Origin of the sequence: Amycolatopsis sp. CA-161197 (assembly GCF_050942255.1) — a bacterium.
Classification (GTDB): domain Bacteria; phylum Actinomycetota; class Actinomycetes; order Mycobacteriales; family Pseudonocardiaceae; genus Amycolatopsis.
Window position 1 is genome coordinate 2,089,776 of record NZ_CP192059.1, and the last position, 23,643, is coordinate 2,113,418.

Annotated in this window: 24 protein-coding genes; 17 read left to right on the forward strand and 7 right to left on the reverse strand. The window is 70.5% G+C overall.

Annotation, left to right across the window (positions count from 1 at the left end):
* Positions 1–185: 185 nt before the first annotated feature.
* Positions 186–851 carry a TetR/AcrR family transcriptional regulator gene (locus ACQPXB_RS10075; RefSeq protein ID WP_432851063.1) on the reverse strand — a complete coding sequence of 222 codons (666 nt, stop codon included), beginning with the start codon at positions 849–851 and terminating at the stop codon, positions 186–188.
* A 31-nt stretch (positions 852–882) separates the two neighbouring features.
* Here ACQPXB_RS10075 and ACQPXB_RS10080 point away from each other — a divergent pair, with 31 nt between their 5' ends.
* Positions 883–2,100 carry an erythromycin esterase family protein gene (locus tag ACQPXB_RS10080; protein WP_432851065.1) on the forward strand — a complete coding sequence of 406 codons (1,218 nt, stop codon included), beginning with the start codon at positions 883–885 and terminating at the stop codon, positions 2,098–2,100.
* On the opposite strand, the gene ACQPXB_RS10085 is transcribed toward ACQPXB_RS10080, so the two are convergent.
* Positions 2,097–2,420 (reverse strand): DUF4288 domain-containing protein, encoded by a 324-nt coding sequence (locus ACQPXB_RS10085; protein ID WP_432851067.1) that lies wholly within the window; start codon positions 2,418–2,420, stop codon positions 2,097–2,099. The genes ACQPXB_RS10080 and ACQPXB_RS10085 overlap by 4 nt on opposite strands.
* Before the next feature lie 137 nt (positions 2,421–2,557).
* Here ACQPXB_RS10085 and ACQPXB_RS10090 point away from each other — a divergent pair, with 137 nt between their 5' ends.
* The 3 genes from ACQPXB_RS10090 to ACQPXB_RS10100 all read left to right on the forward strand — a co-directional run bounded on the left by ACQPXB_RS10090 (position 2,558) and on the right by ACQPXB_RS10100 (position 7,929).
* Entirely contained in the window at positions 2,558–3,490 is a 933-nt protein-coding gene (locus tag ACQPXB_RS10090; protein WP_432851069.1) for a S8 family peptidase, read from the forward strand.
* A gap of 142 nt (positions 3,491–3,632) precedes the next feature.
* Entirely contained in the window at positions 3,633–7,010 is a 3,378-nt protein-coding gene (locus ACQPXB_RS10095) for a pyruvate carboxylase (protein ID WP_432851071.1), read from the forward strand.
* 121 nt (positions 7,011–7,131) lie between these two features.
* On the forward strand, positions 7,132–7,929 hold the full coding sequence (locus ACQPXB_RS10100) for an arginase family protein (protein WP_432851073.1): 798 nt from the start codon (positions 7,132–7,134) through the stop codon (positions 7,927–7,929).
* 151 nt (positions 7,930–8,080) lie between these two features.
* Here ACQPXB_RS10100 and ACQPXB_RS10105 read toward each other — a convergent pair whose 3' ends face one another.
* From ACQPXB_RS10105 to ACQPXB_RS10120, 4 genes are all read right to left on the reverse strand, one after another.
* The gene (locus ACQPXB_RS10105; RefSeq protein WP_432851075.1) at positions 8,081–8,467 is read right to left on the reverse strand and encodes a GntR family transcriptional regulator; all 387 of its coding nucleotides are present in this window, start codon (positions 8,465–8,467) and stop codon (positions 8,081–8,083) included.
* Positions 8,468–8,470: 3 nt separating this feature from the next.
* The gene (locus tag ACQPXB_RS10110) at positions 8,471–9,193 is read right to left on the reverse strand and encodes a hypothetical protein (RefSeq protein ID WP_432851077.1); all 723 of its coding nucleotides are present in this window, start codon (positions 9,191–9,193) and stop codon (positions 8,471–8,473) included.
* 163 nt (positions 9,194–9,356) lie between these two features.
* Positions 9,357–10,352, reverse strand: a complete 996-nt coding sequence (locus ACQPXB_RS10115; protein WP_432851079.1) for an LLM class flavin-dependent oxidoreductase — start codon at positions 10,350–10,352, stop codon at positions 9,357–9,359.
* Positions 10,353–10,878: 526 nt separating this feature from the next.
* On the reverse strand, positions 10,879–13,002 hold the full coding sequence (locus ACQPXB_RS10120; protein ID WP_366580640.1) for a HelD family protein: 2,124 nt from the start codon (positions 13,000–13,002) through the stop codon (positions 10,879–10,881).
* 121 nt (positions 13,003–13,123) lie between these two features.
* Between ACQPXB_RS10120 and rsmD the strand changes: the two genes are divergently transcribed.
* The 13 genes from rsmD (at position 13,124) to ACQPXB_RS10185 (ending at position 22,685) form a co-directional block, all read left to right on the forward strand.
* Positions 13,124–13,690: a 16S rRNA (guanine(966)-N(2))-methyltransferase RsmD gene (rsmD, locus tag ACQPXB_RS10125; RefSeq protein WP_366580642.1), complete on the forward strand. Its 567-nt coding sequence runs from the start codon at positions 13,124–13,126 to the stop codon at positions 13,688–13,690.
* 52 nt (positions 13,691–13,742) lie between these two features.
* Positions 13,743–14,225: a pantetheine-phosphate adenylyltransferase gene (gene coaD, locus ACQPXB_RS10130; protein ID WP_366580644.1), complete on the forward strand. Its 483-nt coding sequence runs from the start codon at positions 13,743–13,745 to the stop codon at positions 14,223–14,225.
* A 302-nt stretch (positions 14,226–14,527) separates the two neighbouring features.
* On the forward strand, positions 14,528–15,238 hold the full coding sequence (locus ACQPXB_RS10135) for a ribonuclease domain-containing protein (RefSeq protein ID WP_366580646.1): 711 nt from the start codon (positions 14,528–14,530) through the stop codon (positions 15,236–15,238).
* A 171-nt stretch (positions 15,239–15,409) separates the two neighbouring features.
* A complete protein-coding gene (locus ACQPXB_RS10140; RefSeq protein ID WP_366580647.1) occupies positions 15,410–16,138 on the forward strand; it encodes a DivIVA domain-containing protein in 729 nt (242 codons plus the stop codon).
* A 79-nt stretch (positions 16,139–16,217) separates the two neighbouring features.
* Entirely contained in the window at positions 16,218–16,835 is a 618-nt protein-coding gene (locus ACQPXB_RS10145; protein WP_366580649.1) for a YceD family protein, read from the forward strand.
* Between the two features lie 75 nt (positions 16,836–16,910).
* Entirely contained in the window at positions 16,911–17,093 is a 183-nt protein-coding gene (gene rpmF / locus ACQPXB_RS10150) for a 50S ribosomal protein L32 (RefSeq protein WP_220237671.1), read from the forward strand.
* Positions 17,094–17,107: 14 nt separating this feature from the next.
* Positions 17,108–17,863, forward strand: a complete 756-nt coding sequence (gene rnc / locus ACQPXB_RS10155) for a ribonuclease III (RefSeq protein WP_432851083.1) — start codon at positions 17,108–17,110, stop codon at positions 17,861–17,863.
* Positions 17,864–17,911: 48 nt separating this feature from the next.
* Positions 17,912–18,775, forward strand: coding sequence for a bifunctional DNA-formamidopyrimidine glycosylase/DNA-(apurinic or apyrimidinic site) lyase (gene mutM, locus ACQPXB_RS10160; protein WP_432851085.1), 864 nt, complete (start codon positions 17,912–17,914; stop codon positions 18,773–18,775).
* Positions 18,776–18,826: 51 nt separating this feature from the next.
* Positions 18,827–19,258: a helix-turn-helix domain-containing protein gene (locus ACQPXB_RS10165; RefSeq protein WP_366580654.1), complete on the forward strand. Its 432-nt coding sequence runs from the start codon at positions 18,827–18,829 to the stop codon at positions 19,256–19,258.
* Positions 19,259–19,261: 3 nt separating this feature from the next.
* Positions 19,262–19,804, forward strand: a complete 543-nt coding sequence (locus ACQPXB_RS10170; RefSeq protein WP_366580656.1) for a hypothetical protein — start codon at positions 19,262–19,264, stop codon at positions 19,802–19,804.
* On the forward strand, positions 19,801–20,997 hold the full coding sequence (locus tag ACQPXB_RS10175) for an MAB_1171c family putative transporter (protein WP_432851088.1): 1,197 nt from the start codon (positions 19,801–19,803) through the stop codon (positions 20,995–20,997). The genes ACQPXB_RS10170 and ACQPXB_RS10175 overlap by 4 nt, the downstream gene beginning before the upstream one ends.
* 102 nt (positions 20,998–21,099) lie before the next feature.
* Positions 21,100–21,423: a PadR family transcriptional regulator gene (locus ACQPXB_RS10180; RefSeq protein WP_220237677.1), complete on the forward strand. Its 324-nt coding sequence runs from the start codon at positions 21,100–21,102 to the stop codon at positions 21,421–21,423.
* Positions 21,420–22,685 carry a DUF1700 domain-containing protein gene (locus tag ACQPXB_RS10185; protein WP_432851090.1) on the forward strand — a complete coding sequence of 422 codons (1,266 nt, stop codon included), beginning with the start codon at positions 21,420–21,422 and terminating at the stop codon, positions 22,683–22,685. The genes ACQPXB_RS10180 and ACQPXB_RS10185 overlap by 4 nt, the downstream gene beginning before the upstream one ends.
* A gap of 316 nt (positions 22,686–23,001) precedes the next feature.
* Here the strand turns inward: ACQPXB_RS10185 and ACQPXB_RS10190 are convergent, their stop codons facing one another.
* Complete coding sequence (locus ACQPXB_RS10190; protein WP_364067775.1) at positions 23,002–23,523, reverse strand: general stress protein; 522 nt, start codon at positions 23,521–23,523, stop codon at positions 23,002–23,004.
* Positions 23,524–23,643 lie beyond the last annotated feature (120 nt).

Sequence of the window (23,643 nt, forward strand, 5' to 3'; positions counted from 1 at the left end):
AGACGATCATTGCGGCCCCCAACTCATCGCCACTCACCGGCGACACCCAGGTCGAGCGGCAAATTCCGCGCCCCACCGACTTCCGCGGGAAACCTCGGCAGTCCTCCTCCGCTTTGGCTCCGCAGACAGTGGCCAGGCCCCGAATTCCGCGCTTCCCGCCCACCGAATCCCGCACAAGATTCCGCCTACGCCACTGGATCTCCGCCGTGCGAGGGTGAGGCTTCCGACTCCGCGCCCCCTGCCGAATCCCGCACAAACACCCCGGCCCGCGCCGCCGCCGCAGCTGCCGCCGCCGCCACGTGCGCGTCAGCCGCCGTCACCGGTTCCCGCGAGATGAACAGCCGGTAGAAGATCGGCCCGCTCGCCACGCGCACCACCTCCGCCGCGTCGGTTCCGGCCGGCGCCTCGCCCCGTGCGATGGCCCGCGTGACCATCACGGCCGAGCGCCCGTGCCGGTCCTCGTAGAAGGCGTGCAGTGCCTCCGCCGCGCGCGGGGAGTGGAAGGCCGCCAGCACCGACGCCGTCGGCAGTTCGCGCAGGCCGGGCTCGGTGAAGTACTGGACGAGTTCCAGCAGCGTCTCCGCCAGGTCGCCCGCGAGCGTGCCGGTGTCGGGCGCCGTCCACGGCTGTTCGGTGCCCAGGCGCAGCGCGGCGGCCACGAGCCCGTCCGTCGACTCCCAGCGGCGGTAGATCGTGGTCTTGTGCACGCCCGAACGGTCGGCGACCGCGTCCACCGTCAGGTTCGTGAAGCCCTGCTCCGCGAGCAGGTCGAGCGTCGCCTGCAGCACGGCGAGGCGCGTGCGCTCCGTGCGCCCACCCGGTCGGCGGGTTCCGGCCATTTCGCTTGCCAAGTGCTACTCCAGTTGCGTTAGTGTGCCCAGTATGCCAGACCTCGACTTCCGCACCCCCTTTTTGCCCGAAGACGTCTCGCCGATCGCCGACCTGATCGGAGACGCGCGCATCGTCGCCATCGGGGAGAACAACCACCACATCCGCGAGTTCGGCGAGCTGCGCAACCGGCTGCTGCGTCACCTCGTCGAGGAACGCGGTTTCACCGTTCTGGGGTTCGAGTCGGGGTTCGCCGAAGGTGAGCTCGTCGACGGCTGGCTTCGCGGCGCCCCCGGGGACGTCGCCGAAATCGGGCGAGACGGCTTCACCTTCTCCCTCGGCGACTCACCCGAGGCGCACGACATGCTCACCTGGCTCCGCGGCCACGGCGGCGTCCGCTACGCCGGCCTCGACGTCCCCAGCTCCGGCGGCTCACCCGTGCCCGCGCTGAAGGCCGTGCAGCGCTACCTCGAGGAGGTCGCCCCCGACGTCGTCTCGCTGGTCGAGGCAGGTCGCACCGCTTCGGAGCCGTACGCGTCGGTGAGCAGCGCCGTCGCCCCTGGCCGTTACGCGGCGATGGCCGCCCCCGCGCGCGACGCCGCGACGGCGGCCTTCACCGCACTCCTGTCCCACCTGAAATCGCTGGCGCCCGTCTACTCGCAGCGACGCGACCGGGACGCTCACGCCATCGCCGAGCACCACGCCCTCGGCGCCCTGCGCATCGACATGTACCTGCGCGAGCTCGCGGCGATGATGGCCGGCGTCGCGCCGTCGATGCAGAGTTCTTCGCGCGATACGTACATGGCGTCGACCGTGAAGCTGCTTCGCCGCCTACACGGCGAAGGCACGAAGATCGTCGTGATGGTCCACAACGGACACCTCCAGCGCGTCCCCTTCGCCGCCGCGCCCGGGATGGTCTTCCCCTCGGCCGGCACGCACCTGGCCGCCGAGTTCGGCGACGACTACTTCACCCTCGGCGTCACCGCCGGCACCGGGACCACCAGCGGCCTCACCCCGGACGAAGGCGAACGCCTCGGCTTCCGCGTCCACCCCGAAGAGCTGCCGCCGCTGGCCGACGACAGCGTCGAAGCCACCCTCGCCGGCTCCGACGCCTGCCTCGTCGACCTGCGCGCCAACCGCGCGGAGGGCGTGGCAGGCCCGACGAGCATCCGCCACGCCCACATGTTCACCCAGGTCGACGTAGTCCAGGCCTTCGACGCCCTCGCCTACCTGCCGACGATGTCCGTCAGCGACCACGTGGCCAAGGCCTAGTCCGCCATCAGCGGTTCGAATCGCCGATAGGCGGCGAAATCGCGGAAGTGCCGGGTGTACAGGTCGGCGTCGCGCGTGAGGTCGTCCTCGAGGGCACGCGCGACGTCGACCACCCGCTTGCAGCGCAACGTGATCAGCTCGCCCTGTTCGTTGCGGTGGCTACCCGTCTCGCCTTCGACGCGCCGGGACACAGCTTCGCGCGCGGCTTCTTCGCTCTCGGCGTACACGAGCACGAAGTCTTCGCGGTACAGCGGATCGTACGTGGGCGAATCGCTCGTTGCCTCGTAGAGGACAACGGCGACGTACGCGTTGGCGCTCATCGTTCCCCCTGGTTCGCTCCATGATCACTTTCGCCGCGCACCGGCCAGCGGGCAACCGGATTTCGAGCCCAAACACGGACCAGCCCATCGTGTGACGTCGAGTTGCCGTCGGCCCGCGCGCGGGATACGACGCAGGAATGCGGAACCGAACGGCTCGTGGTCTTTTTTCGGCGACAATGGCGTTCTTGCTGGTGGCGGCGGGAAACTCACCCGCGCTCGCGGCCGGCGGCACGCAGGTCAACCCCCCGAGCTGGGCGCTCGACCGGATCGACCAGCGGACGGGTCTCGACCAGAAGTACCGCTACGAATCCGACGCCGCCGACGTCACCGTCTACGTGATCGACAGCGGCGTCGACGCCAAGCACCCCGACTTCCAGGGCCGCGTCCAGCCGGGCAAGGACTTCCTGACGGCCGGCGCCGACACCTCCGACACCAACGGTCACGGCACCCGCGTCGCCGGCATCGTCGCCGGCCGCAGCTACGGCGTCGCCAAGGCCGCGCAGATCTTCCCGGTCCGCGTTCTCGACAAGGACGGCGGCGGCTCCACCGACAACATCATCGCCGGCATCAACTGGGTTGCCCAGAACGCCCACCAGCCGGCCGTCGCCGTTCTCGGCATCGGCGGCGTCGCCAACGAGCAACTGGACAACGCTGTCGCCGGCCTCGCCGCGGTGATGCCCACCGTCGTCCCCGCGGGCGAAGGAGGCGAAGACGACAGCCAGGTTTCGCCGGCGAGGGTCCCGGCTGCGCTCACCGTCGCGGCGAGCGACGTGCAGGACCAGGTGGCGACTTTCTCAGACTTCGGGACGCCCGTCGACCTCTACGCGCCGGGCGTGGACATCCCGGCGCCGATCGCGGGCTCGTCGGACGTCGGCACGTTATCGGGCACGTCGATGGCCGCGGCGGTCGTCGCGGGCGCCGCCGCCGTCTACCGATCCCTGCACCCGGACGCCGCGCCGGCCGATGTCGACAAGGCGTTGGTGCAGGCAGCGACGCCGGACGTGCTGAAAAACGTGCCTTCCGGCACTGCCAACCGTTTGCTCTGCACCCTGGCCGCACCGACGTCCTGACTGTTGCGGCGAGCCCGAGATCCCCGCATCATGCACGCAGGTCGGTGCGCATGATGTCCATCACTTGGACTTCGGCTCCCGGAGGGCGAGAAGAACCGGGTAACGTGCCTTCACTACCGATCCGAAACGGGAAGGACCGGGCATGTTCCGCAAGGTGCTGGTGGCCAACCGCGGTGAGATCGCGATCCGAGCGTTCCGCGCAGGCTACGAACTGGGGGCGGGCACGGTTGCCGTGTTCCCGCACGAAGACCGCAACTCGCTCCATCGGCTGAAGGCCGACGAGGCCTACGAGATCGGGGAGCCCGGCCACCCGGTGCGCGCCTATCTCTCCGTCGAGGAGATCGTCAAGGCCGCCAAGAAGGCGGGTGCCGACGCGGTCTACCCGGGTTATGGCTTCCTGTCGGAGAATCCGGACCTGGCGCTCGCCTGTGAGCAGGCGGGGATCACTTTCGTCGGCCCGAGCGCCGAAATCCTCGAGCTCACGGGCAACAAGGCGCGCGCCGTGAAGGCCGCGCGCGAGGCCGGCGTGCCGGTGCTCGGCTCGTCGGAGCCTTCCAGCGATGTCGACGCCCTGGTGGCCGCGGCCGACGACCTCGGTTTTCCGGTGTTCGTCAAGGCCGTCGCCGGCGGTGGCGGCCGCGGCATGCGGCGCGTCGAGGACCCCGCGATGCTGCGCGAATCCATCGAAGCCGCGGCCCGCGAGGCCGAGTCGGCGTTCGGCGACCCGACGGTGTTCCTCGAGAAGGCCGTGGTCGAACCGCGGCACATCGAGGTGCAGATCCTCGCCGACGGCGAAGGCAACGTCATCCACCTCTACGAGCGCGACTGCTCCGTGCAGCGTCGCCACCAGAAGGTGGTCGAGCTCGCGCCCGCGCCGAACCTCGACCCCGAGCTGCGCGACCGCATCTGCGCCGACGCCGTGCGCTTCGCGCGCCAGATCGGCTACCGCAACGCCGGCACCGTCGAGTTCCTCCTCGACCGCGAGGGCAACCACGTGTTCATCGAGATGAACCCGCGGATCCAGGTCGAGCACACGGTGACCGAGGAGGTCACCGACGTCGACCTCGTGCAGTCCCAGCTGCGCATCGCCTCCGGCGAGACGCTGGCCGACCTCGGCCTCTCGCAGGACAAGATCTACCTGCGCGGAGCCGCGCTGCAGTGCCGCATCACCACGGAAGACCCGGCCAACGGCTTCCGCCCCGACACCGGCATGATCAGCGCCTACCGTTCCCCGGGCGGCTCCGGCATCCGGCTCGACGGCGGCACCGCGTTCTCCGGCACGGAGATCAGCGCGCACTTCGACTCGCTGCTGGTGAAGCTCACCTGCCGCGGCCGCGACTTCAAGACCGCCGTGGGCCGCGCCCGCCGCGCCGTCGCGGAGTTCCGCATCCGCGGTGTCTCCACGAACATCCCGTTCCTCCAGGCGGTGCTCGACGACCCGGACTTCCGCGAAGGCCGCGTCACCACGTCGTTCATCGAGGAACGCCCGCATCTGCTCACCGCCCGCCACTCGGCGGACCGCGGCACGCGCCTGCTCACCTACCTGGCCGACCAGACGGTGAACCGTCCCCACGGCGAGCGCCCGCGCACCCTCGACGCGTCGGCGAAGCTGCCGAAGCTGCCCGCTGACGTGACACCGCCGGACGGCTCGAAGCAGAAGCTCACCGAGCTGGGTCCGGCCGGCTTCGCCCGCTGGCTGCGGCATTCGCCGATGCTCGGCGTCACGGACACGACCTTCCGCGACGCCCACCAGTCGCTGCTCGCGACGCGCGTGCGCACGAAGGACCTGCTGGCCGTGGCCCCGGTCGTCGCCGCGACCGTGCCACAGCTGCTTTCCCTCGAGTGCTGGGGCGGCGCCACCTACGACGTCGCCCTGCGCTTCCTGGCCGAGGACCCGTGGGAGCGCCTCGAGCAGCTGCGCAAGGCCGTGCCCAACATCTGCCTGCAGATGCTGCTGCGCGGCCGCAACACCGTGGGCTACACGCCGTATCCCACCGAGGTGACGCACGCGTTCATCGAGGAAGCGACCGCCACCGGCATCGACATCTTCCGCATCTTCGACGCCCTCAACGACGTCGAGCAGATGCGGCCGGCCATCGAAGCCGTGCGCGAAACCGGCACCGCTGTCGCCGAAGTGGCGCTCTGCTACACCTCCGATCTGTCCGATCCCAACGAAAACCTCTACACGCTCGACTACTACCTCAAGCTGGCCGAGCAGATCGTCGGTGCCGGCGCGCACATCCTGGCCATCAAGGACATGGCGGGCCTGCTCCGCGCACCGGCCGCCGCGAAGCTCGTGACGGCGCTGCGCAGGGAGTTCGACCTCCCCGTGCACATCCACACGCACGACACCGCGGGTGGCCAGCTGGCCACCTATCTCGCCGCCATCCAGGCCGGCGCGGACGCGGTCGACGGCGCCGTGTCGTCCATGGCCGGTACGACGTCGCAGCCGTCTCTCGGCTCGATCGTCGCGGCGACCGACCACTCCGACCGCACCACGGGCCTCGACCTGCAGGCGATCGGTGACCTCGAGCCTTACTGGGAGAGCGTGCGCAAGATCTACGCGCCGTTCGAGGCCGGCCTCGCGTCGCCCACTGGGCGCGTGTACCACCACGAGATCCCGGGCGGCCAGCTCTCCAACCTGCGCACGCAGGCCATCGCGCTGGGCCTCGGCGACCGCTTCGAGGACATCGAGGCCATGTACGCCGCGGCCGACAAGATCCTCGGCCACCTCGTGAAGGTCACGCCTTCGTCCAAGGTGGTCGGTGACCTCGCGCTGCACCTCGTCGGTGCCGGCGTCTCACCCGCGGACTTCGAGGCCGAGCCCAATAAGTTCGACATCCCGGACTCCGTGATCGGCTTCCTGCGCGGCGAGCTCGGCGACCCGCCGGGCGGCTGGCCGGAGCCGTTCCGCACCAAGGCTCTCGAGGGCCGTTCGGCGGCCAAGCCCGTGGCGGAACTGTCCGAAGAGGACCGCAAGGACCTCACCGACAACCGGCGCGGCGCCTTGAACCGGCTGCTCTTCCCCGGTCCGACGAAGGAGTTCGAGGCCCACCGCGAGGCCTATAGCGACACGAGTGTGCTGTCCAGCAAGGACTTCTTCTACGGTCTGCGCCCGGGTGAGGAGTACGCGGTCGACCTGGAGCCCGGCGTCCGGCTGCTCATCGAGCTCGAAGCCATCGGTGAGGCCGACGAGCGCGGTGTGCGCACGGTGATGTCGACGCTCAACGGCCAGCTCCGGCCGATCCAGATCCGCGACCGTGCCATCGCCTCGGACATCCCCGCGACCGAAAAGGCCGAGAAGGGCAACCCGAAGCAGATCGCCGCACCCTTCGCCGGTGTGGTGACGCTGCAGGTGGCGGAAGGCGATCAGGTCGAGGCCGGCGCGACCGTGGCGACGATCGAGGCGATGAAGATGGAAGCTTCGATCACCGCTTCGGCGGCGGGCAAGGTCGGGCGGTTGGCGATCACCTCCGTTCAGCAGGTCGAGGGCGGGGACCTCCTCATCGTGCTCGAGTAGCGCGCCGCCGCGCCACTCTCGACCGTCGCGAACGGTCCATTCGTGCCATCACGGCGCGAATGGACCGTTCGCGCCGTCTCGGGCTCGTCTTGCCGGCCGTCGCCGCGCTAACGTCGGGCGCATGCTGATCAACGCGGTGCCGCAGTGGCAGGGCGCGATCGGCCCCCGGGCACGGGGACTGGTCGAGGGCTGCCTCGCGCTTTCCGAGCTGGCCGGGCACGTCCTCGGCCTGCCGGTGCACCACATCCACCAGGACCCAGGAACTTCCGACGCGGTGTCGGGCGTCGCCAACCGGGCCGTGCTCACGGGCACGAACCGCGGGGCACAGCTCGCCGCGCTCGAAGCACCCGGCGGCCCGGTCCTGACGATCGGCGGCGACTGCGGGGTCGAGCTCGTGCCGATCGGCGTCGCGAGGTACCGCTACGGACCGGCGCTCGGCGTCGCCTGGTTCGATGCGCACCCCGATCTGAACACGGCCTCGTCGTCGCCGTCGGCCGCGTTCCACGGCATGGTGCTGCGGTCGCTGCTCGGCGAAGGCGACGAGCAGTTCGCGGCGAGCCCGGCGGTCGAAGCCGGCCGGGTGGCCTTGTTCGGAACGCGGGCGTTCGACGCCGCGGAGGAAGAGGCCGTCAGTCAGGGTTTGGCTGTGCGCACCGACAATGCCGTCGCGACGCTGCGCGAGTCCGGCGCCGAGCAGGTGTACTTGCACCTCGACCTCGACGTGCTGGACCCGGCGTCGTTCGGCGGCGTCAACTACCCGGAGCCCGGTGGGCTGACGGTCAGCGAGCTTGTCCGGGCGATCGATGCACTGTCCGAAATGGACGTCATCGGCGCGGGGATCACGGAGTGCGTGGGCACGGATCTCGAGGTTCTCGAGCCCGTGATCGCCGCGGTGGGGAGGGTGCTGCTGCAGGACTGAACCCGTTTGCCCACGGGCGGATTCCGCTTCGGCGGTGATCTTCGCCCCGGTGCGCGACCACGTGTGTGTACGGCCAGAAGGAGGTGTGCCCGAGCCGTACCGGGGATGGTCTGCGAAATGGCGAAACGCTCGCCGGCCGGGGTCTGGAGGCTCACTGCTGGTCCTGCGGAACGTCGCTCAGGGCGGCACGCGCGGCGTCGACGGCTTCCTCCGGACCGACGCCCAGCTCTCGAACGCGCTGGGCGTACTCGGTGGCAGCGTCGCGGAGCAGTGACGCGCGGTCCGGCCGCTCGGCCGAACCGGTGACGACTGTTCCCTTCGCCCGAGCCGTGGTCACCCAGCCGGCGGCCTCGAGTTCGCGGTAGACCCGGGCGATCGTGCCGGACGCGAGCCCGAGGTCTCGGGCGAGCTGACGGATCGGCGGCAGCCGGGCGTCGACCGGCAGGGCGCCGGTGCCGATCGCGCGGACGATCTGGTCGTGGACCTGACGCCAGGGCGCGACGCCGTTGTCGGCGTCGACGGTCACTCGCAACGGCATCTTCTACTTCGCCGATGCGGGCGCGGGCAGTTTCCGCGGCGGCGTGGCGATCGCTATGAACGCGGCGAGCGTGACGACGAAAGCGAGGAACGACGGCAGGTTGCCGCCGGGCCAGGCGGTCGTGGCGCACATGCCGGTGGCGAGCCCGAGTGCGACGCGCGCGCTGCGGCAACGCAGCGCGAGGTCGACGTCGGGATCTCCCGCGGCCGGCCGTCGGACGGCGAGGAGCACCACGCCCCACGCGACGGCGGTGGCCGCGACGGTGATGCCGAAAAGCCGCCATTCGCCGATCACGGCGAGGTGGATCGCGGCGGCGAGCGCGGCCAGCGCGGTGACGATGATCGCCCACAGGGGCGCGAAGTCGAGGATGCCGCGCGGTGCCAGCACGGCCTCGCGTCGCGTGCTTGGCGATGGGCGTTGCGCGAGCACTTCGGCGATCAACCCGCCGAGGAGGAGCACGGGCATGATCGAGCTGAGGTCGTTGGCGTTCGCGAAGTCCGCTGCGCCCGGGATGAACGGGAGGCCCACGAAGAGCCACGGATACCAGAACCTGCGGCGGCGCAGGTAGAGCACGGCCACGGACAGCTGGTCCGGGGTCGCGTCGGGCAAGCCCCATTTGGCGAGCAGGCGCGCGCCCTGGCGTTGGCCCGGCCAGAGCACGAACAGGATGGCCAGGCCGAGCAGGCCGCAAGCGATCGCGACGCCGACCGCGGAGCCGAGGTTCATGGTGTGATCCCCCTGTCTTGTATCAAGTTAATGATACAAGACAGAGTGGTGTCGTGCACGGCGCCGGTCCGCGTTGCCGTTGGGTGACGACGCGGAATTGGCTGCGGGGAGCGGAAAAGAAAAATCCCGGCCACCCCGGCCGGGATCTCTCTTCTGCGTGCCGTCAGTTCTTGAGGTCCGCGACGATCTCGTAGGAGCGCACGCGGTCTTCGTGCCCGTGGACCATCGTGGTGACCATGAGCTCGTCGGCGCCCGTGTCGGCGAGGAGCTGGTCGAGTCCCTTTCGGACGGTCTCGGGCGAGCCGATGATGCTCGAGCCGAACCGGTCGGCGAGGAACGCGCGGTCCATCTCCGTGTACGGGTATTCGGCGGCTTCCTCGGGCGTCGGCAGCGCGATCGGGCGGCCGCGGCGCAGGCTGAGGAACGTCAGCCCGCTGGGGCCGGCCAGGAACTGCGCGCGCTCGTCGGTCTCCGCGGCGACCACGGACACGCCGAGCATCACGTACGGCTCCGCCAGCGTCTCGGAAGGACGGAAGTTCTCCCGGTAGAGCTGCACGGCCGGCAACGTGTTCTCGGCCGCGAAGTGGTGCGCGAAGGAGAACGGCACACCGAGGCGGCCGGCCAGCTGCGCGCTGAAGCCGGACGAGCCCAGCAGCCACAGCGGCGGCTTGTTGCCTTCGGCGGTCACGGCGTTGACGCCGCGCGCCGGGTCGCTCTCGAAGTACTCGAGCAGCTCCATCAGCTGCTCGGGGAAGTTCTCGGCGGACAGCCCACCGGGGCCGCGCAGCGCGAGCGCCGTGCGCTGGTCGGTGCCGGGCGCGCGCCCGATGCCGAGGTCGATGCGGTTCGGGTGCAGCGCCTCCAGCGTGCCGAACTGCTCGGCCACCACGAGCGGCGCGTGGTTGGGCAGCATGATGCCGCCCGACCCCACGCGAATCGACTCCGTGGCGTCGGCGACGGTCCCGATCAGCACCACCGTGGCCGAACTGGCGATGCCCGGCATGTTGTGGTGCTCGGCGAGCCAATAGCGGTGGTACCCCAGCCGCTCGGCGTGACGGGCGAGGTCGATGGTGTTGCGCAGCGCTTCGCCGACCCCGTGCCCGTCCGAGACGGGGGAGAGGTCGAGCACGGACAGCGGCACGTCAGGCAGAGAACTCACGTTGAGCAGTAACGCACAAGACGGCTGTTCCCTTCCCGTCGAGTCAGAGTCGGCCGGCCGCAACGGGTCGAGATCGGACACATCGGCGCTTCGCCACCAGGCGGCGACGGCTTCGCCACTCGGCGGCGAATCCCTGGTCGGGCCGGGGCCGGGGTTGCGGCCACGGGCAACTCGGGTGCGTCGCCTCAGCCTGAGGGCTGGTGGTGCATGTCATGGGTGCGTGTCTTGGTCGCTGCGGCAGGCGAGGCCATCGCCGATCAGTGGCGAACCCGCGGACGAGTCGGGGAGGGCGGGCCGCAGAGCCTGAGGGCGCGGTCAACTCGGTCAGGTGGTCAAGACCGGAGATGCCGAGCCTGCCGAGGTCTCGCCGTTGAGAGGCAAACGTGCTGAGTCAGGTGCGGCCAAGGCCGGAGATATCGAGCAAGGCGGGGCGTCGCCGGTGAGGGGCGACAGACGGAGTCGCGTGGCCAAGACCGGAGATGACTGGCCAGACGCCCGTCGCCGTTGAGGGGCGACGGGCGAGGGATCAGGTGGTGGGCAGCCAGTCCGGGTTGGAGGCCAGCACGATGAGGTGCTGGGTCGCCCGGGTGAGGGCGACGTAGAGGACCCGGCGGCCTGTGGAGGACTCGGTGACGAGGTCCATGGGCTCGACGAGGACGACGGCGTCGTACTCGAGGCCCTTGGAGTCGAGGCTGCCGACGACCTTGAGGCGTTCGTCGGTCTCGTTGGTGAACCAGGCGGTGACCTCGGGGACGCGGTCCATGGCCGTGATGACGCCCACGGTGCCTTCGACGGAGCCGAGGAGTTCCTTGACCGCGGCCTGCGTCGCGCCTTCCAGGGCGCCGGCCTCGACGGGGCGGACCTCGGGTTCGATGCCGGTGGTGCGGACGGCGCGGGGGAGCTCGTCGGCCTGGGCGTGGCCGGTGACGACCTTCGCGGCGAGGTCGAAGATCTCCGCGGAGTTGCGGTAGTTGGTGCGCAGCGTGAAGCGGCGGCGGGTGGTCTTCACGCCGAAGGCCTGGTCGCGCGCGGCGGCGGCCTCGTCGGGGTCGGGCCAGGAGCTCTGCACCGGGTCGCCGACGACGGTCCAGCTGGCGTACTTGCCACGGCGGCCGACCATGCGCCACTGCATGGGGGAGAGGTCCTGGGACTCGTCGACGACGACGTGGGAGTACTCGTCGTAGTGCTCGGGCCGGTGGGTGCCGCCGCCGGTGGTGCCGCGTTCGGGCTCGGCCTCGAGGACGGTCTGGCGCCGGCGGCGTTTGGGCTCGGGGCCGACGAGGACGCGCAGCTCGTCGAGCAGGGCGACGTCGGCGACGGACCAGCCGCGCGAACGGTCGGCGAAGTCGGCGGCGAGCAGGGAGATCTCGTGGCGGTTGAGCACGCCCTTCGCGGCTGCGGCGAGGCGCTTCTCGTCGCCGAGCCACTTGAGGATCTGCGCCGGGTACAGGACCGGCCACCAGACGACGAGGAAGCGGTGGAACTCGATGCGCTCGCCGAGGTCGTTGATCAGCTCCGCGCGGTCGAGCTGCTTGCCGTCGGCCTTCGCGTACTCGTCGGCCTTGTCGGCGAGCGCGCCCAGCAGCAGCTCGGCCGTGCGCACGCGCGCGCGGTTGGGGGGCGCGCCCTGGGTGTGGGCCTTGCGGCGGACCTTGTCCAGCTCGCGCGCCGAGAGCTTGAGCACCTCGCCGCGGTAGACGATGCGCATCTCCTGCGGCGATTCCGGCGGCGTGTCGCGCAAGGCGCGCAGCAGCACCTTCCGCATGCGCAGCGAGCCCTTGATCGCGGCCAGCTCAGAGGTGTCCTGGCGCGTGGCATTGAGGCCGTCGAGCACTTCGCCGAGGGCACGCAGCTCCACGTTCGTCTCGCCCATCGACGGCAACACCCGCGAGATGTACGTGGTGAACACCCCGGACGGCCCGATCACGAGCACGCCGGCGCCGCCGAGCTGGCGGCGGTGGCGGTACAGCAGGTACGCGGCGCGGTGCAGGGCGACGGCCGTCTTGCCCGTGCCCGGGCCACCCGTGATCTCGGTGACGCCGCGCCACGGCGCGCGGATGACCTCGTCCTGTTCCTTCTGGATCGTGGCGACGATGTCGCGCATCTTCTCGCCGCGGGAACGGCCGAGTGCGGCCATCAGCGCGCCCTCGCCGACGATCTGCATGTCCTCGGGGACGGCGTCGGGGATCAGCACATCGTCGTCGACGTCGAGCACGGTCTGGCCGGAGCAGCGGATGACGCGGCGGCGCACCACGTCCATCGGCTCCTCGGCCGTGGCCTGGTAGAACGCGGCGGCGGCGGGCGCGCGCCAGTCGGTGACGAGGTTGTCGAACTCGTTGTCGCGGATGCCGAGGCGGCCGACGTAGATGTGGTCGCGGTCGAGGTGGTCGAGCCGGCCGAAGACGAGGCCCTCGTACTCGGCGTCGAGCGTCTGGAGGGTCTGGTTGGCGTGGAAGACCATCATGTCGCGTTCGAAAAGCATCGAGGCCTGTTCGAAAATCGCCTCGCGCTGGGCGCCTTGCCCCAGCTCGTAGCCCTTCGTGCGCATCGCCTCGGCCTGTACCCGCAGCTCGGCGAGCCGGGTGTAGACCCGATCCACGTGGGCCTGCTCGACGGCGATCTCCGCCCGTCTCACCCGGGGTTCCGACACGCAACGCTCCTAAACGACTCGATGCCTCACGAGGGCGAAGAACGACTGTACGCGCCCGCGCGCGCGAGGTTCAGCAAGTCCTGCCCAACGCCACACCGCGACGTTCGGCGAAGATGGCGAGGTGACGAGGATCGTGGCGGGAAAGGCGGGCGGCCGGCGGCTCAAGGTGCCGCCCAAGGGGACCCGCCCGACGTCCGAACGCGTGCGCGAAGCCCTGTTCAACGCGCTCGAGGTGGCCGGTGAGCTCGACGGCACCCGCGTGCTCGACCTGTACGCCGGATCCGGCGCCCTCGGCCTCGAAGCCCTCTCCCGCGGTGCCGCCGACGCGTGGTTCGTCGAGGCCGACCGCCGCGCGGCCGACGTGCTGCGCGGCAACGTCGGCGCGCTGGGCCTGGGCGGCACCGTCCGGGCCGCGCCCGTGGAGGCCGTGGTCGCCGCGCCCGCGCCGGCGCAGTTCGACGTGGTGCTGGCCGATCCGCCTTACGCCGTGGACGCCGCCGCGCTGGGCTCCGTGCTGGCCGCGCTCGACGAAGGTGGCTGGCTCGCCGACGGTGCCCTCGTGGTGATCGAACGCGCCGCCCGCGACGGCGCGCCCGACTGGCCCGGCGCCTACACGCCCACGCGCGACAAGAAGTACGGCGACACCGCCCTGCACTGGGCCGAGTACGCGCGCCGAGCACAGGTGTGACGCAGTACTCACGAAGTGCGCGCGCAGCGTCGCGCCTTGGTAGCGTCCGCGCATGCGGCGTGCGGTCTGTCCCGGTTCCTACGATCCGGCCACCAACGGGCACCTCGACATCATCGAGCGGGCCTCCCTCCTCTTCGACGAGGTCGTGGTCGCGGTGGGGGTGAACAAGAGCAAGAAGGGCCTCTTCGACGTCGAGGAACGGCTGGAGATGCTGCGCGAGATCACCGCACCCCTCCCGAACGTGCGCGTGGACTCGTGGCAGGGCCTGCTCGTGGACTACTGCCGCGAGAACGACATCGCGGCCGTCGCGAAGGGCCTGCGCTCGGTCAGCGACTTCGACTACGAACTGCAGATGGCCCAGATGAACCGGGAGCTCACCGGCCTCGAGACGCTGCTGATGGCCAACAACCCGGCCTACGGCTTCGTCTCCAGCTCGCTGGTGAAGGAGGTCGCGGCGCTCGGCGGCGACGTCGAGCGGCTCGTGCCGCCGGTGGTGTTCGAACGGCTGCGCAAGGTGTTCCCGCACCAGGGCTGAGTGCGGTCCCGCACACGGGATGTCCGAACTCGATCAAGGTTCGGTGCGCTCGTGAACAAGCGCAGGCGCGTCCTGGAACAAGGGCTGCGCGTTCCCGAACACGATCCGGTGCACTCCCGCACAAGGTTCGTCCGGCCCCGAACAGGATCCGCCTGGTCGAGAACAAGATCCGAGCGTTTTCGCACGGTCACCCGGCGCATTCGCCCGAACGGGTTGCGACCATCGTCGGGACTTCCGGGAACGCTCGAAGCTGTTCACTTGACGGCCGCCTCGCGACCATCCGATCGGGTTACGGTCCGAAAATGGCCAACCACCGTTCGCGCTTAGCGACCGTCCTGTTCGCGCTGCTGGTCGGATTCCTCGGGCTGGGCACCGCCGCGGTCGCGGCACCCGCTGCCCCGGCGGCGCCGGCGTCCGTGCTGCAGAACTCCTGCGGCAACCTGTCGGGCTTCTCGCACACGTCGCTGTCCTCGCTCCCCGCGGAGGCGACGACGACCTACAACCTGATCCAGAAGGGCGGGCCCTTCCCGTACCCGAAGAACGACGGCGTCGTCTTCGACAACCGCGAAGGCATCCTGCCGTCCTGCGCTTCGAGCTACTACCACGAGTACACCGTGCCCACTCCCGGTGCGAGCAACCGCGGCACGCGCCGGATCATCACCGGCCAGGGCGGCGAGTACTTCTACACCGGTGACCACTACGCGACCTTCAAGGTCATCGACGTCAACGGTGGCGGCGGCAACACCGGCTCCTGCGGCAACCTCTCGGGCCTGGCGAAGATCGGCTACTCCACCTTGTCCTCGGCCGCGAAGTCGGTCGTGAACCAGGTGCGCAACGGCGCGACCGGCCAGACCTACGAGAACCGCGAGGGCGTGCTGCCGGCCTGCTCCGCGGGCTACTACCAGCTGTTCCCGGTGGGCACCAACGACCGCGTGATCAAGGGCAAGGGCGGCGAGCTGGCCTACACGCCGGACCGCTACGCCACCTTCAAGCGCATCGACCTCAACTCCTGAAAATCCCGGCCCGTCCCCGTGCCGCCCCACCCGCGCCGGGTGGGGCGGCACGCTGTGTCATGAGCCGTTCGCAAGAGGACACGCCCAGTCCGGCGCGCGTTCACCGGTTCAGGCCGGGAAGCGGGCAGACTGATCGGTAGCGAACGGGGATTACTGCTTGAGGGAGTGGCCGTGTACCGGGTTTTCGAGGCACTCGACGAGCTCGTCACGATCGTCGAAGAGGCCCGCGGGGTGCCCATGACGTCCAGCTGCGTCGTGCCGCGCGGCGACGTCCTCGAGCTGCTCGACGACGTCCGCGACGCGCTGCCCGGCGAGGTCGACGACGCCCAGGACGTGCTCGACAAGCGTGACGACCTGCTGCACGCCGCCCGCAAGGAAGCCGGCGAGACGGTGGCCGGGGCCAACGAAGAGGCCGAGCGCACGGTGTCCGACGCCGCGTCGGAGGCCGAGCGGATCCTCGCGGACGCGCGCGCCCGCGCCGAGCAAATGATGGGCGACGCCCACAACGAGGCCGAGCGCATGGTCGCCGCCGGCCAGGCCGAGTACCAGAACCTCACCGACCGCTCCCGCGCCGAGTCCGAGCGCATGATCCAGGCCGGCCGCGACGCCTACGAGCGCGCCATCGAGGACGCCCGTGCCGAGCAGGCGCGGCTCGTCTCGCAGACCGAGGTGGTCCAGGCCGCGCACGCCGAGTCGGCTCGCATCGTCGACGAGGCGCACGCCGAGGCCGACCGCCAGCGCGCCGACTGCGACGCGTACGTGGACGGCAAGCTCGCCGAGTTCTCGGAGCTGCTCGCGACCACGCTGCGCACCGTCGACTCGGGCCGCAACCACCTGCGTTCGCCGGTGAACCTTGGCGGCAACAGCGGCCGCCCGACGCTGTACGACTACCAGGTCTGACCGCCCGCGCGCCGTCGGGAAGAGTGACGCTCGGCACCAGCGCGAAAGCACTGGCGCACCCTGCGTACCCTGGTATGCGATGTCAGAGAACCCTGCCCAGAACACCCGCCCCGCCCAGCTCGACGACAAGAGCCCGTGGGTCGTCGACACCCGTGAGCTCGGCCGCCACGCCGGCCTGAGCCGCGAGGTGCGCCGGAGCGTGCCCCTCGAGGCCACCCTCGGTGTGCCCGACGTCATCTCGCTCGAGGCCGGTTCCGTCCTCGAGCTCGACCTGCTCCTCGAATCCGTGGTCGAGGGTGTGCTGGTCAGCGGCACCGCGAGCGCCACCGCCACCGGCACGTGCTCGCGCTGCCTCGACCCCCTCACCGAGGAGATCGAGGTCGACCTCACCGAGCTGTTCGCCTACCCGGGTTCGGCCACCGAGGAGACCACCGACGAGGACGAGATCCCGCGGCTGGTCGATGACCGGATCGACCTCGAACCGATCGTCCGCGACGCCGTGGTCCTGGCGCTTCCCCTCGTGCCGCTGTGCGAGGAGGACTGCGCCGGACTCTGCACCGAATGCGGCGTCAAGTGGGCCGATCTCGAGCCCGGACACGGGCATGAGAAGATAGACCCTCGGTGGGCCGCGCTGGTCGAGCGATTCGACGAGAACGCGGGCGAAAAGCCTGCGCACGGCTCCGGAGAGCAAGCCTGACGAGCGTCCAGCTCGATCCGGGAGAAGTCAGTTCGGCTCGTGAACGCGGGCAGACAGTCTGAAGGAGATCTACTCGTGGCCGTCCCGAAGCGGAAGATGTCGCGATCCAACACGCGCGCGCGCCGCAGCCAGTGGAAGGCGGCTCCGGTTCAGCTGGTGCCCTGCTCCAACCGCGCCTGCCGTCAGCCGAAGCTGCAGCACATCGCGTGCCCGACGTGCGGCCAGCACAACGGCCGCCAGGTCGTCGAGCCCGCCTGATCGGGCAGCCGACCATGGGGGGTAAGTCCGCCGGGGGACCCGCGGCCGATCCCACGACACTGCTCGAGGCGCTCGGGGTCGAATTCGACCCCGAGCTCCTTCGGCTTTCGCTGACCCACCGTTCGTACGCGTACGAGAACGGTGGGCTCCCGCCCAACGAGAGGCTGGAGTTCCTCGGCGACGCGGTGCTCGGCCTGGTCGTCACGGACCACCTGTACACCACGCACCCGGACCTGCCGGAAGGCCAGCTCGCGAAGCTGCGCGCCAGCGTCGTCAACATGCACGCGCTGGCGGGTGTCGCCCGCGGGCTGGGCGAGGGCGGGCTCGGGGCGCACCTGTTGCTGGGCAAGGGCGAAGAGCTCACCGGCGGCCGGGACAAGGCGAGCATCCTCGCCGACGGTCTCGAAGCCGTGATCGGTGCCACGTACCTGGCCCACGGCATCGAGGTCGCGCGCAAGCTCGTGCACCACCTCTTCGACGGCCTGCTGGCCGAGGCACCCCTGCGCGGGGCCGGTCTCGACTGGAAGACCAGCCTGCAGGAGCTCACGGCTTCCTCCGGTCTCGGCGTGCCCGAGTACCGCGTGGAGGACACCGGTCCGGACCACCGCAAGGAGTTCACCGCCACGGTGCTCGTCGCGGGCCGTCCGCTGGGCAACGGTTCCGGCACCACGAAGAAGGAAGCCGAGCAGAAGGCCGCCGAAACGGCGTGGCGCGCCCTGTCCGAAGAGCTGGGCGACGGCTCCGAAGGCTCCGCCAAGTCCGAAGGCTGACGCCCGACCGGTCCGGAACTGTCGTACCCGACGGGCAGAATGGACGCCATGCCCGAACTTCCCGAGGTCGAGGTCGTGCGCGCCGGCCTCGAGGCCCACGTGGCCGGTCGCACCGTCAGCAAGGTCGAGGTCCTGCACCCGCGCGCGATCCGCAGGCACGCCCTCGGCGCGGAAGACTTCACCGGCCGGCTGGCCGGGGTCGTGATCGAAGCCGCGCGCCGGCGGGGCAAGTACCTGTGGCTGGAGCTGTCGCACGGTGAGGCCGTGCTCGCACACCTCGGCATGAGCGGCCAGATGCTGGTGCAGCCCGAGGGCACGCCCGACGAGAAACACCTGCGCGTGCGCGTCCGCTTCGACGACGACGGTCCGGAGCTGCGGTTCGTGGACCAGCGCACCTTCGGCGGCCTCGCGCTCGACGATCTGGCCGACGTCGAGGGCGACCTGCTGCCCGCCACCATCGCTCACATCGCCCGCGACCCGATGGACGCGCGGTTCGACCCGGCGGCCGCCGTGAAGGCGTTGCGCTCGCGGCGCACCGAGGTCAAGCGCGCGCTGCTGGACCAGACCCTCGTGTCCGGCGTCGGCAACATTTACGCCGACGAAGCCTTGTGGCGCACCAAGTTGCACGGCACCCGGCCCACCGACAAGCTCACCAACGCCCAGGGCAGCGCGCTGCTGGCCGCCGCCGGCGAGGTGATGAGCGCGGCGCTCGCTGTGGGCGGCACGTCCTTCGATGCCTTGTACGTCAACGTGAACGGGCAATCCGGGTACTTTTCCCGATCGCTCGACGCATACGGCCAGGAAGGACTACCGTGCCGCCGGTGCGGAACGGCGATCCGGCGGGAACCGTTCATGAACCGCTCGTCCTACTCCTGCCCGAAGTGCCAGCCGCGGCCCCGCAGCTCGCGTTGATGCGTCTGTCGAGGCGATCAACTAGAATGAACGGGGCGGAAGAGGAGCAGCATGACGGAGCCGGACAGATCGTCGCTGGCCGACAAGATCGACCAGCTGTTCCACGTCGTGCGCCGGCCCGACCGCGACCAGTACAGCCACGAGGAAGTCGCCCGCGCGTGTCGTGAGGCGACGGGGGAGAGCTTCTCCACCACGTACCTCTGGCAGCTGCGCACCGGGCGTCGCGACAACCCCACGAAGCGTCATCTCGAGGCGCTCGCGCAGTTTTTCGGTGTTCCTCCGGCATACTTCTTCGACGACGAGCAGAGCGTGAAGATCGCGGAAGAGCTGGCGTTGCTCGGCGCCTTGCGCGACGCCGGTGTCCGCGACGTGGCACTGCGGGCCATCACGCTCTCGCCCGACGGGCTCGACACGATCAGCGACATGATCGACGCGATCGCCCGGAGGGAGGCCGCGCGAAGCGGCGTGAAGAAGGAGGACTGAGGGGTGGCGGACGGGCGGCGCGAGCTCTGGCGACGCTGCCGTCGTCTGGCCGAGGCGCCGGCGCTGCCCGAGCCCTTCGACGCCGCCGAGTTCGTGGCGGGCATCGCCGCCGGTCGCGGCCGGCCCATCGAGCTGATGCCGGTCAACGCGCCGTCCGGCGGGCCCTGCGGCCTGCTGATGAGCACCGCGCGAGCCGACTACATCCTCTATCCCACCAACACCACGGCCCTGCACCGGCGCCACATCCTGCTGCACGAGGTGGGCCACCTGCTCTGCGGGCACGTCGGGTCCGACGCGGGCGCTGAAGGCGCGGCCATCGACGTCGCCGTGAGCCGTGCGTTGATGCCCAGCCTCTCGCCGGAGCTGGTCCGCCGGGTGCTGGGGCGGACCACGTATTCGGCGGTGGAGGAGCAGGAAGCCGAGCTCGTGGCGTCGTTGCTCGCCCAGCGCGTGGCGAAGGTGCAGGGACCTCGGCCGGTGGCGGACAGCGGCATGGCCCGCATGGACGACATGTTCGGCGGCCGCCCGCGCCGCCGGAACCCGTGACCGAGACGCTGGCGTACCTGGCCTGTGTGCTCGGGTTCGCCGGCTTCGGAATGAAGCTGCTCGAGGCCGGGCGCGACCAGCCGGCTCGCACGTTGTGGTTCCTCGCCGGCTTCGGCATCTGCATCGCGCTCGGCATCACCGACGGCATGCCGGCGATGGACGAGCTGGCCGGCCACCACCGCTGGTACGCCGAGTACGCGCCGCTGGCCGGCGACCTCGCGAAGTTCGGCGCGATCGGGTTCACGGTCGCGTTCACGCGCTCGATGCGCTTCGGCGCCGACGCGCGCCTGGGCCGGCACGCGGTCCTGTCGTGGTTCGTGATCGCCGTGGAGATCGTGCTGTTCATCCTGGCGGGCCCGGACCGTGCGGGTGACGAGACGGTCGTCGCCGTTGAACGGCGACCGTTCTTGATCGCGTATGAGCTGGTGTTCGTCGTATACGGGGTGCTGAGCCTGACGCTCGTCGCCGTCTTCTTCGCGCGCTTCGCCATGCGCGCCCGCGCGGGTTCGCTTCGCACGGGGTTGTGGCTGATCTTCGCGGGCGTGGTCGCCGCGGTCGCGTGGACGCTGTGGGACCTCGACGACGTGGCCGCGCTCGTCTCGGATGGCCGCGTGGAGGCGACGGAGGACCTGCCGGCCGCGGTACTGGGGGCGGCGTGTGTGGTGCTCGCCGTGGCGGGCTCGACGTTGTCGGTGTGGGGGCCTTCGCTCGCCACGCCGTTCCGGTGGCTGCGCGCGTACCGCGGTTACCGTCGGATCGAGCCACTGTGGACGGTGCTGCGCGACGCCGTGCCGGGCATCGCCCTGGATCCGGCTCGTGGTCTGGGGCGTGGGGCGGAGTTCGCGCTGTACCGGCGCGTGATCGAGATCCGTGACGGGCACCTCGCGCTGCGGCCGTACTTCGACCCGGACCTGCCCGCGCGCGTGGTGGACCGCGCCCGCCGCGACGGTGTGCCGACGCGCCGGGTGGCCGCGACCGTCGACGCCGCCACGCTCGCCGCCGCCCTCGTCGCGCGCGAAGCCGACCACCGGTTCCAGCCCGACGACGCCGACGCGCCCCTGAGCCGGGCCGTGGCCGCCGACGTGAGTGCAGAGGCCGCGTGGCTCGTCGAGGTGACGCGCGCGTGGCGGCGCTCGGCTCTGGTGGCCGACGTGCGGCGCGAAACCCGGCGTGAGCTGGGCGTTCCGGTCTGATCTTCACCTTTCCGCGCGGGCGGTTTCCGCCGAACGGCCGTCCGCCGTGCACACTACTGCGCAATGCGTGGTACCGTTCCAAGCGCAAGACTGGAGGGTGCCGTGGAGATCAGTCAGCTGCTCAAGGGAGTGCTGGACCTGGCGGTGCTGGCCGTGCTTCGCGAAGACGACGGGTACGGCTACGACGTGCTCCGAAGACTTCGCGTGGCCGGCCTGGAGGAAGTGGGGGACGCTTCCGTTTACGGCACGTTGCGCCGGCTGTACAAGGCCGGGCTGCTGACGTCGTACGTCGTGCCGAGCGAAGAGGGCCCGCACCGCAAGTACTACAGCCTGAACGAGCCGGGGAGAGCGCGGCTGCAGGAGTCGGGGAAGACGTGGGCGAGTTTCGCGTCGACGATGAACGGGTTACTGGGAGAGGCCGCATGAGTACGGAGAAGCCCACCGCGGTGCGCGTGTACCTGGCGAGGGTCCGCACCGCGCTCGCCGATCTGCCCGCGGGGGAGATCGAGGAGATCCTGGAGGACGTCCGGCCGCACCTGGCCGAGATGGAAACGGAGCTGGGGGCCGACGCGCGCGTCGAGCAGCTCATCGAACGGCTGGGCTCGCCGGAGAGCTACGCGGCCGAGCTGCGCGCGTCCGGGGGTTATCCGCCGGCGCCCGCGGGGGCCGAAGGGGCGACGGCCGTGCTGGCTCCGGCGAAGGCCCCGAGCTTGTTCGCGGCTCGTTTTGCCTTGTGGGGCTTGGTGTTCTGCGCCGCCGGGCTCGCGTTGTTCGCGTTCGCGGCGGCGGTGAGCCTGGACCCGGACGGGTTGCTGGGGCTGCTGCTCCTGGCGCCGGTGTTCGCGTTGAGCTTGATTTTCCTGTTCAACCGCGGGGTTTCGGCCGTGCTGGAGCTGCCCGAGGTCGTGCGGACGCGGGAGTCGGTGCGGTCGTGGCGCGCGAACCGCGAGGGCGACAAGGCGGTGGGGTACCTGCGCTCGCTGAAGCCCGCGTGGTGGGTGGTGTGCGCGGTGGCGCTGGTCGGGTTCGGCCTGCTGCTGATGGTGCGGCACTCGTACGCGGTGCTGCTGCTGCCGTTCCTCATCGCGGCCGCCGCGGCGGTGGTCTGGGCCGGCCCGAAGGTCGGCGGCGACCGGCGGCTGCTGTGGATCGCGGTGCCGGTGTCGGCCTTCGTCATCGGCGGCGCGTTCGGCGGCTTCGGCGCGGCGATCGACCTGATCACGCACCGCACGTACTACCCGGACACGACGTCGTACTCGTCGCCGTCCACGGACACCTACGGCAACCAGCAGCTGCGGTACGGCAACGAGGACGTCGACAACGTCTACGCCTTCGACGCCTCCGGCAAGCCGCTCACGGACGTCTACCTGTACGACGACCAGGGCCGCCCGCTGACCGTCACGCGCTACGGCTGCGAACAGGACACCGGCACCCGCTCGAAGATCGGCGAGGACAACCGGTTCCCGCGGCCGCAGCTCGTGCAGGGCGTGCAGGACGGCAATGGAAACCGGGATGGGTACAACGGCTACCTCGGGTATTGCCGCGAGGAGGCCGGGGTGCCGTTCGCCGCGGCGATCCCGAAGCCGGCGCCTTCGTCGAGTGCCCCTTCCAGCGCACCGGCCAAGCCGACGTCGTCGGCGCCGGCGAAGCCGACTTCGCCGACCAGCCCTGCTCCGCCGAGTCGGTAGAGCGTGCGAGGGACCGGGGGAGCAGAGGTCGGGGCTGCTCCCCCGGTTCCGTCTACGTCGTGGTCCGGTCATGGCCACCGCAAAACCGGTGTCTGCCAGAACCGCCGGGGTGCGAGGATCGGCTCATCCTGACAAACGGTGCCCCGGGGTGCCTGAGGCTGATGCTGCCGAACCGGTGGGGAGTAAGAGGCGGCAAGCGGGCGAGGCGTGCGATCCGCGTCCTGAGCAGTCCCCGCCGGACCCGGCAGCACGGAGGCAAAAAAGAACTCGGGCGCCCGGGGTTCGAGACCCAGGCGCCCGAGTTTCGGGGGTTACGTCAGTGGCCGAAGGCCGAGCGGGCGGCCAGGTCCGCGAGGAGGGCGCGGCCCTTTTCGGCGTTGCGGGGCTGCGACAGGACGTCGTAGCGCTGGGCGACGAGCTGGCTTTGCGAGACGAAGCCGCGCTTGTTGCGGTTGGCCGCGTAGCCCAGGGCGCCGAACAGCAGGTTGAAGGCGACGCCCGCGACGAGGCCGATGACGATGGACAGCAGGCCCGCGGCGGGGTTGAGCAGGCTGAGCACCAGGCCCAGGAACAGGCCGAACACCGCGCCGGACATGGCGGCGCTGCTGAGGACCTTGCTCCAGCTCATGCGGCCCGCGATGCGCTCCACGAGCATCGGCTGGATGCCGACGATGGTGACGTCGCTGATGGGGAAGTCGGTGCCCGCGAGGTGGTCGACCGCCTTCTGTGCCTGCTCGTAGGACTCGTAGGAGCCGATCGGCCAGCCCGTGGGCATGGTCGGGAGCTGCGGCCGCGCCTGCTGCCGGCTGATCGTGGACTGCGTGAATGCTTCTGTCATCCCTCTCACCTCTCTTGTCCCGTTCAACGCCCGAGACGGCGCGTTTGGTCCCGCACCCCCACGATTCACAGATTCTTCTCAGCCGGGCAAGCCGGACATACGAGGCTCTTACGCAGTGCT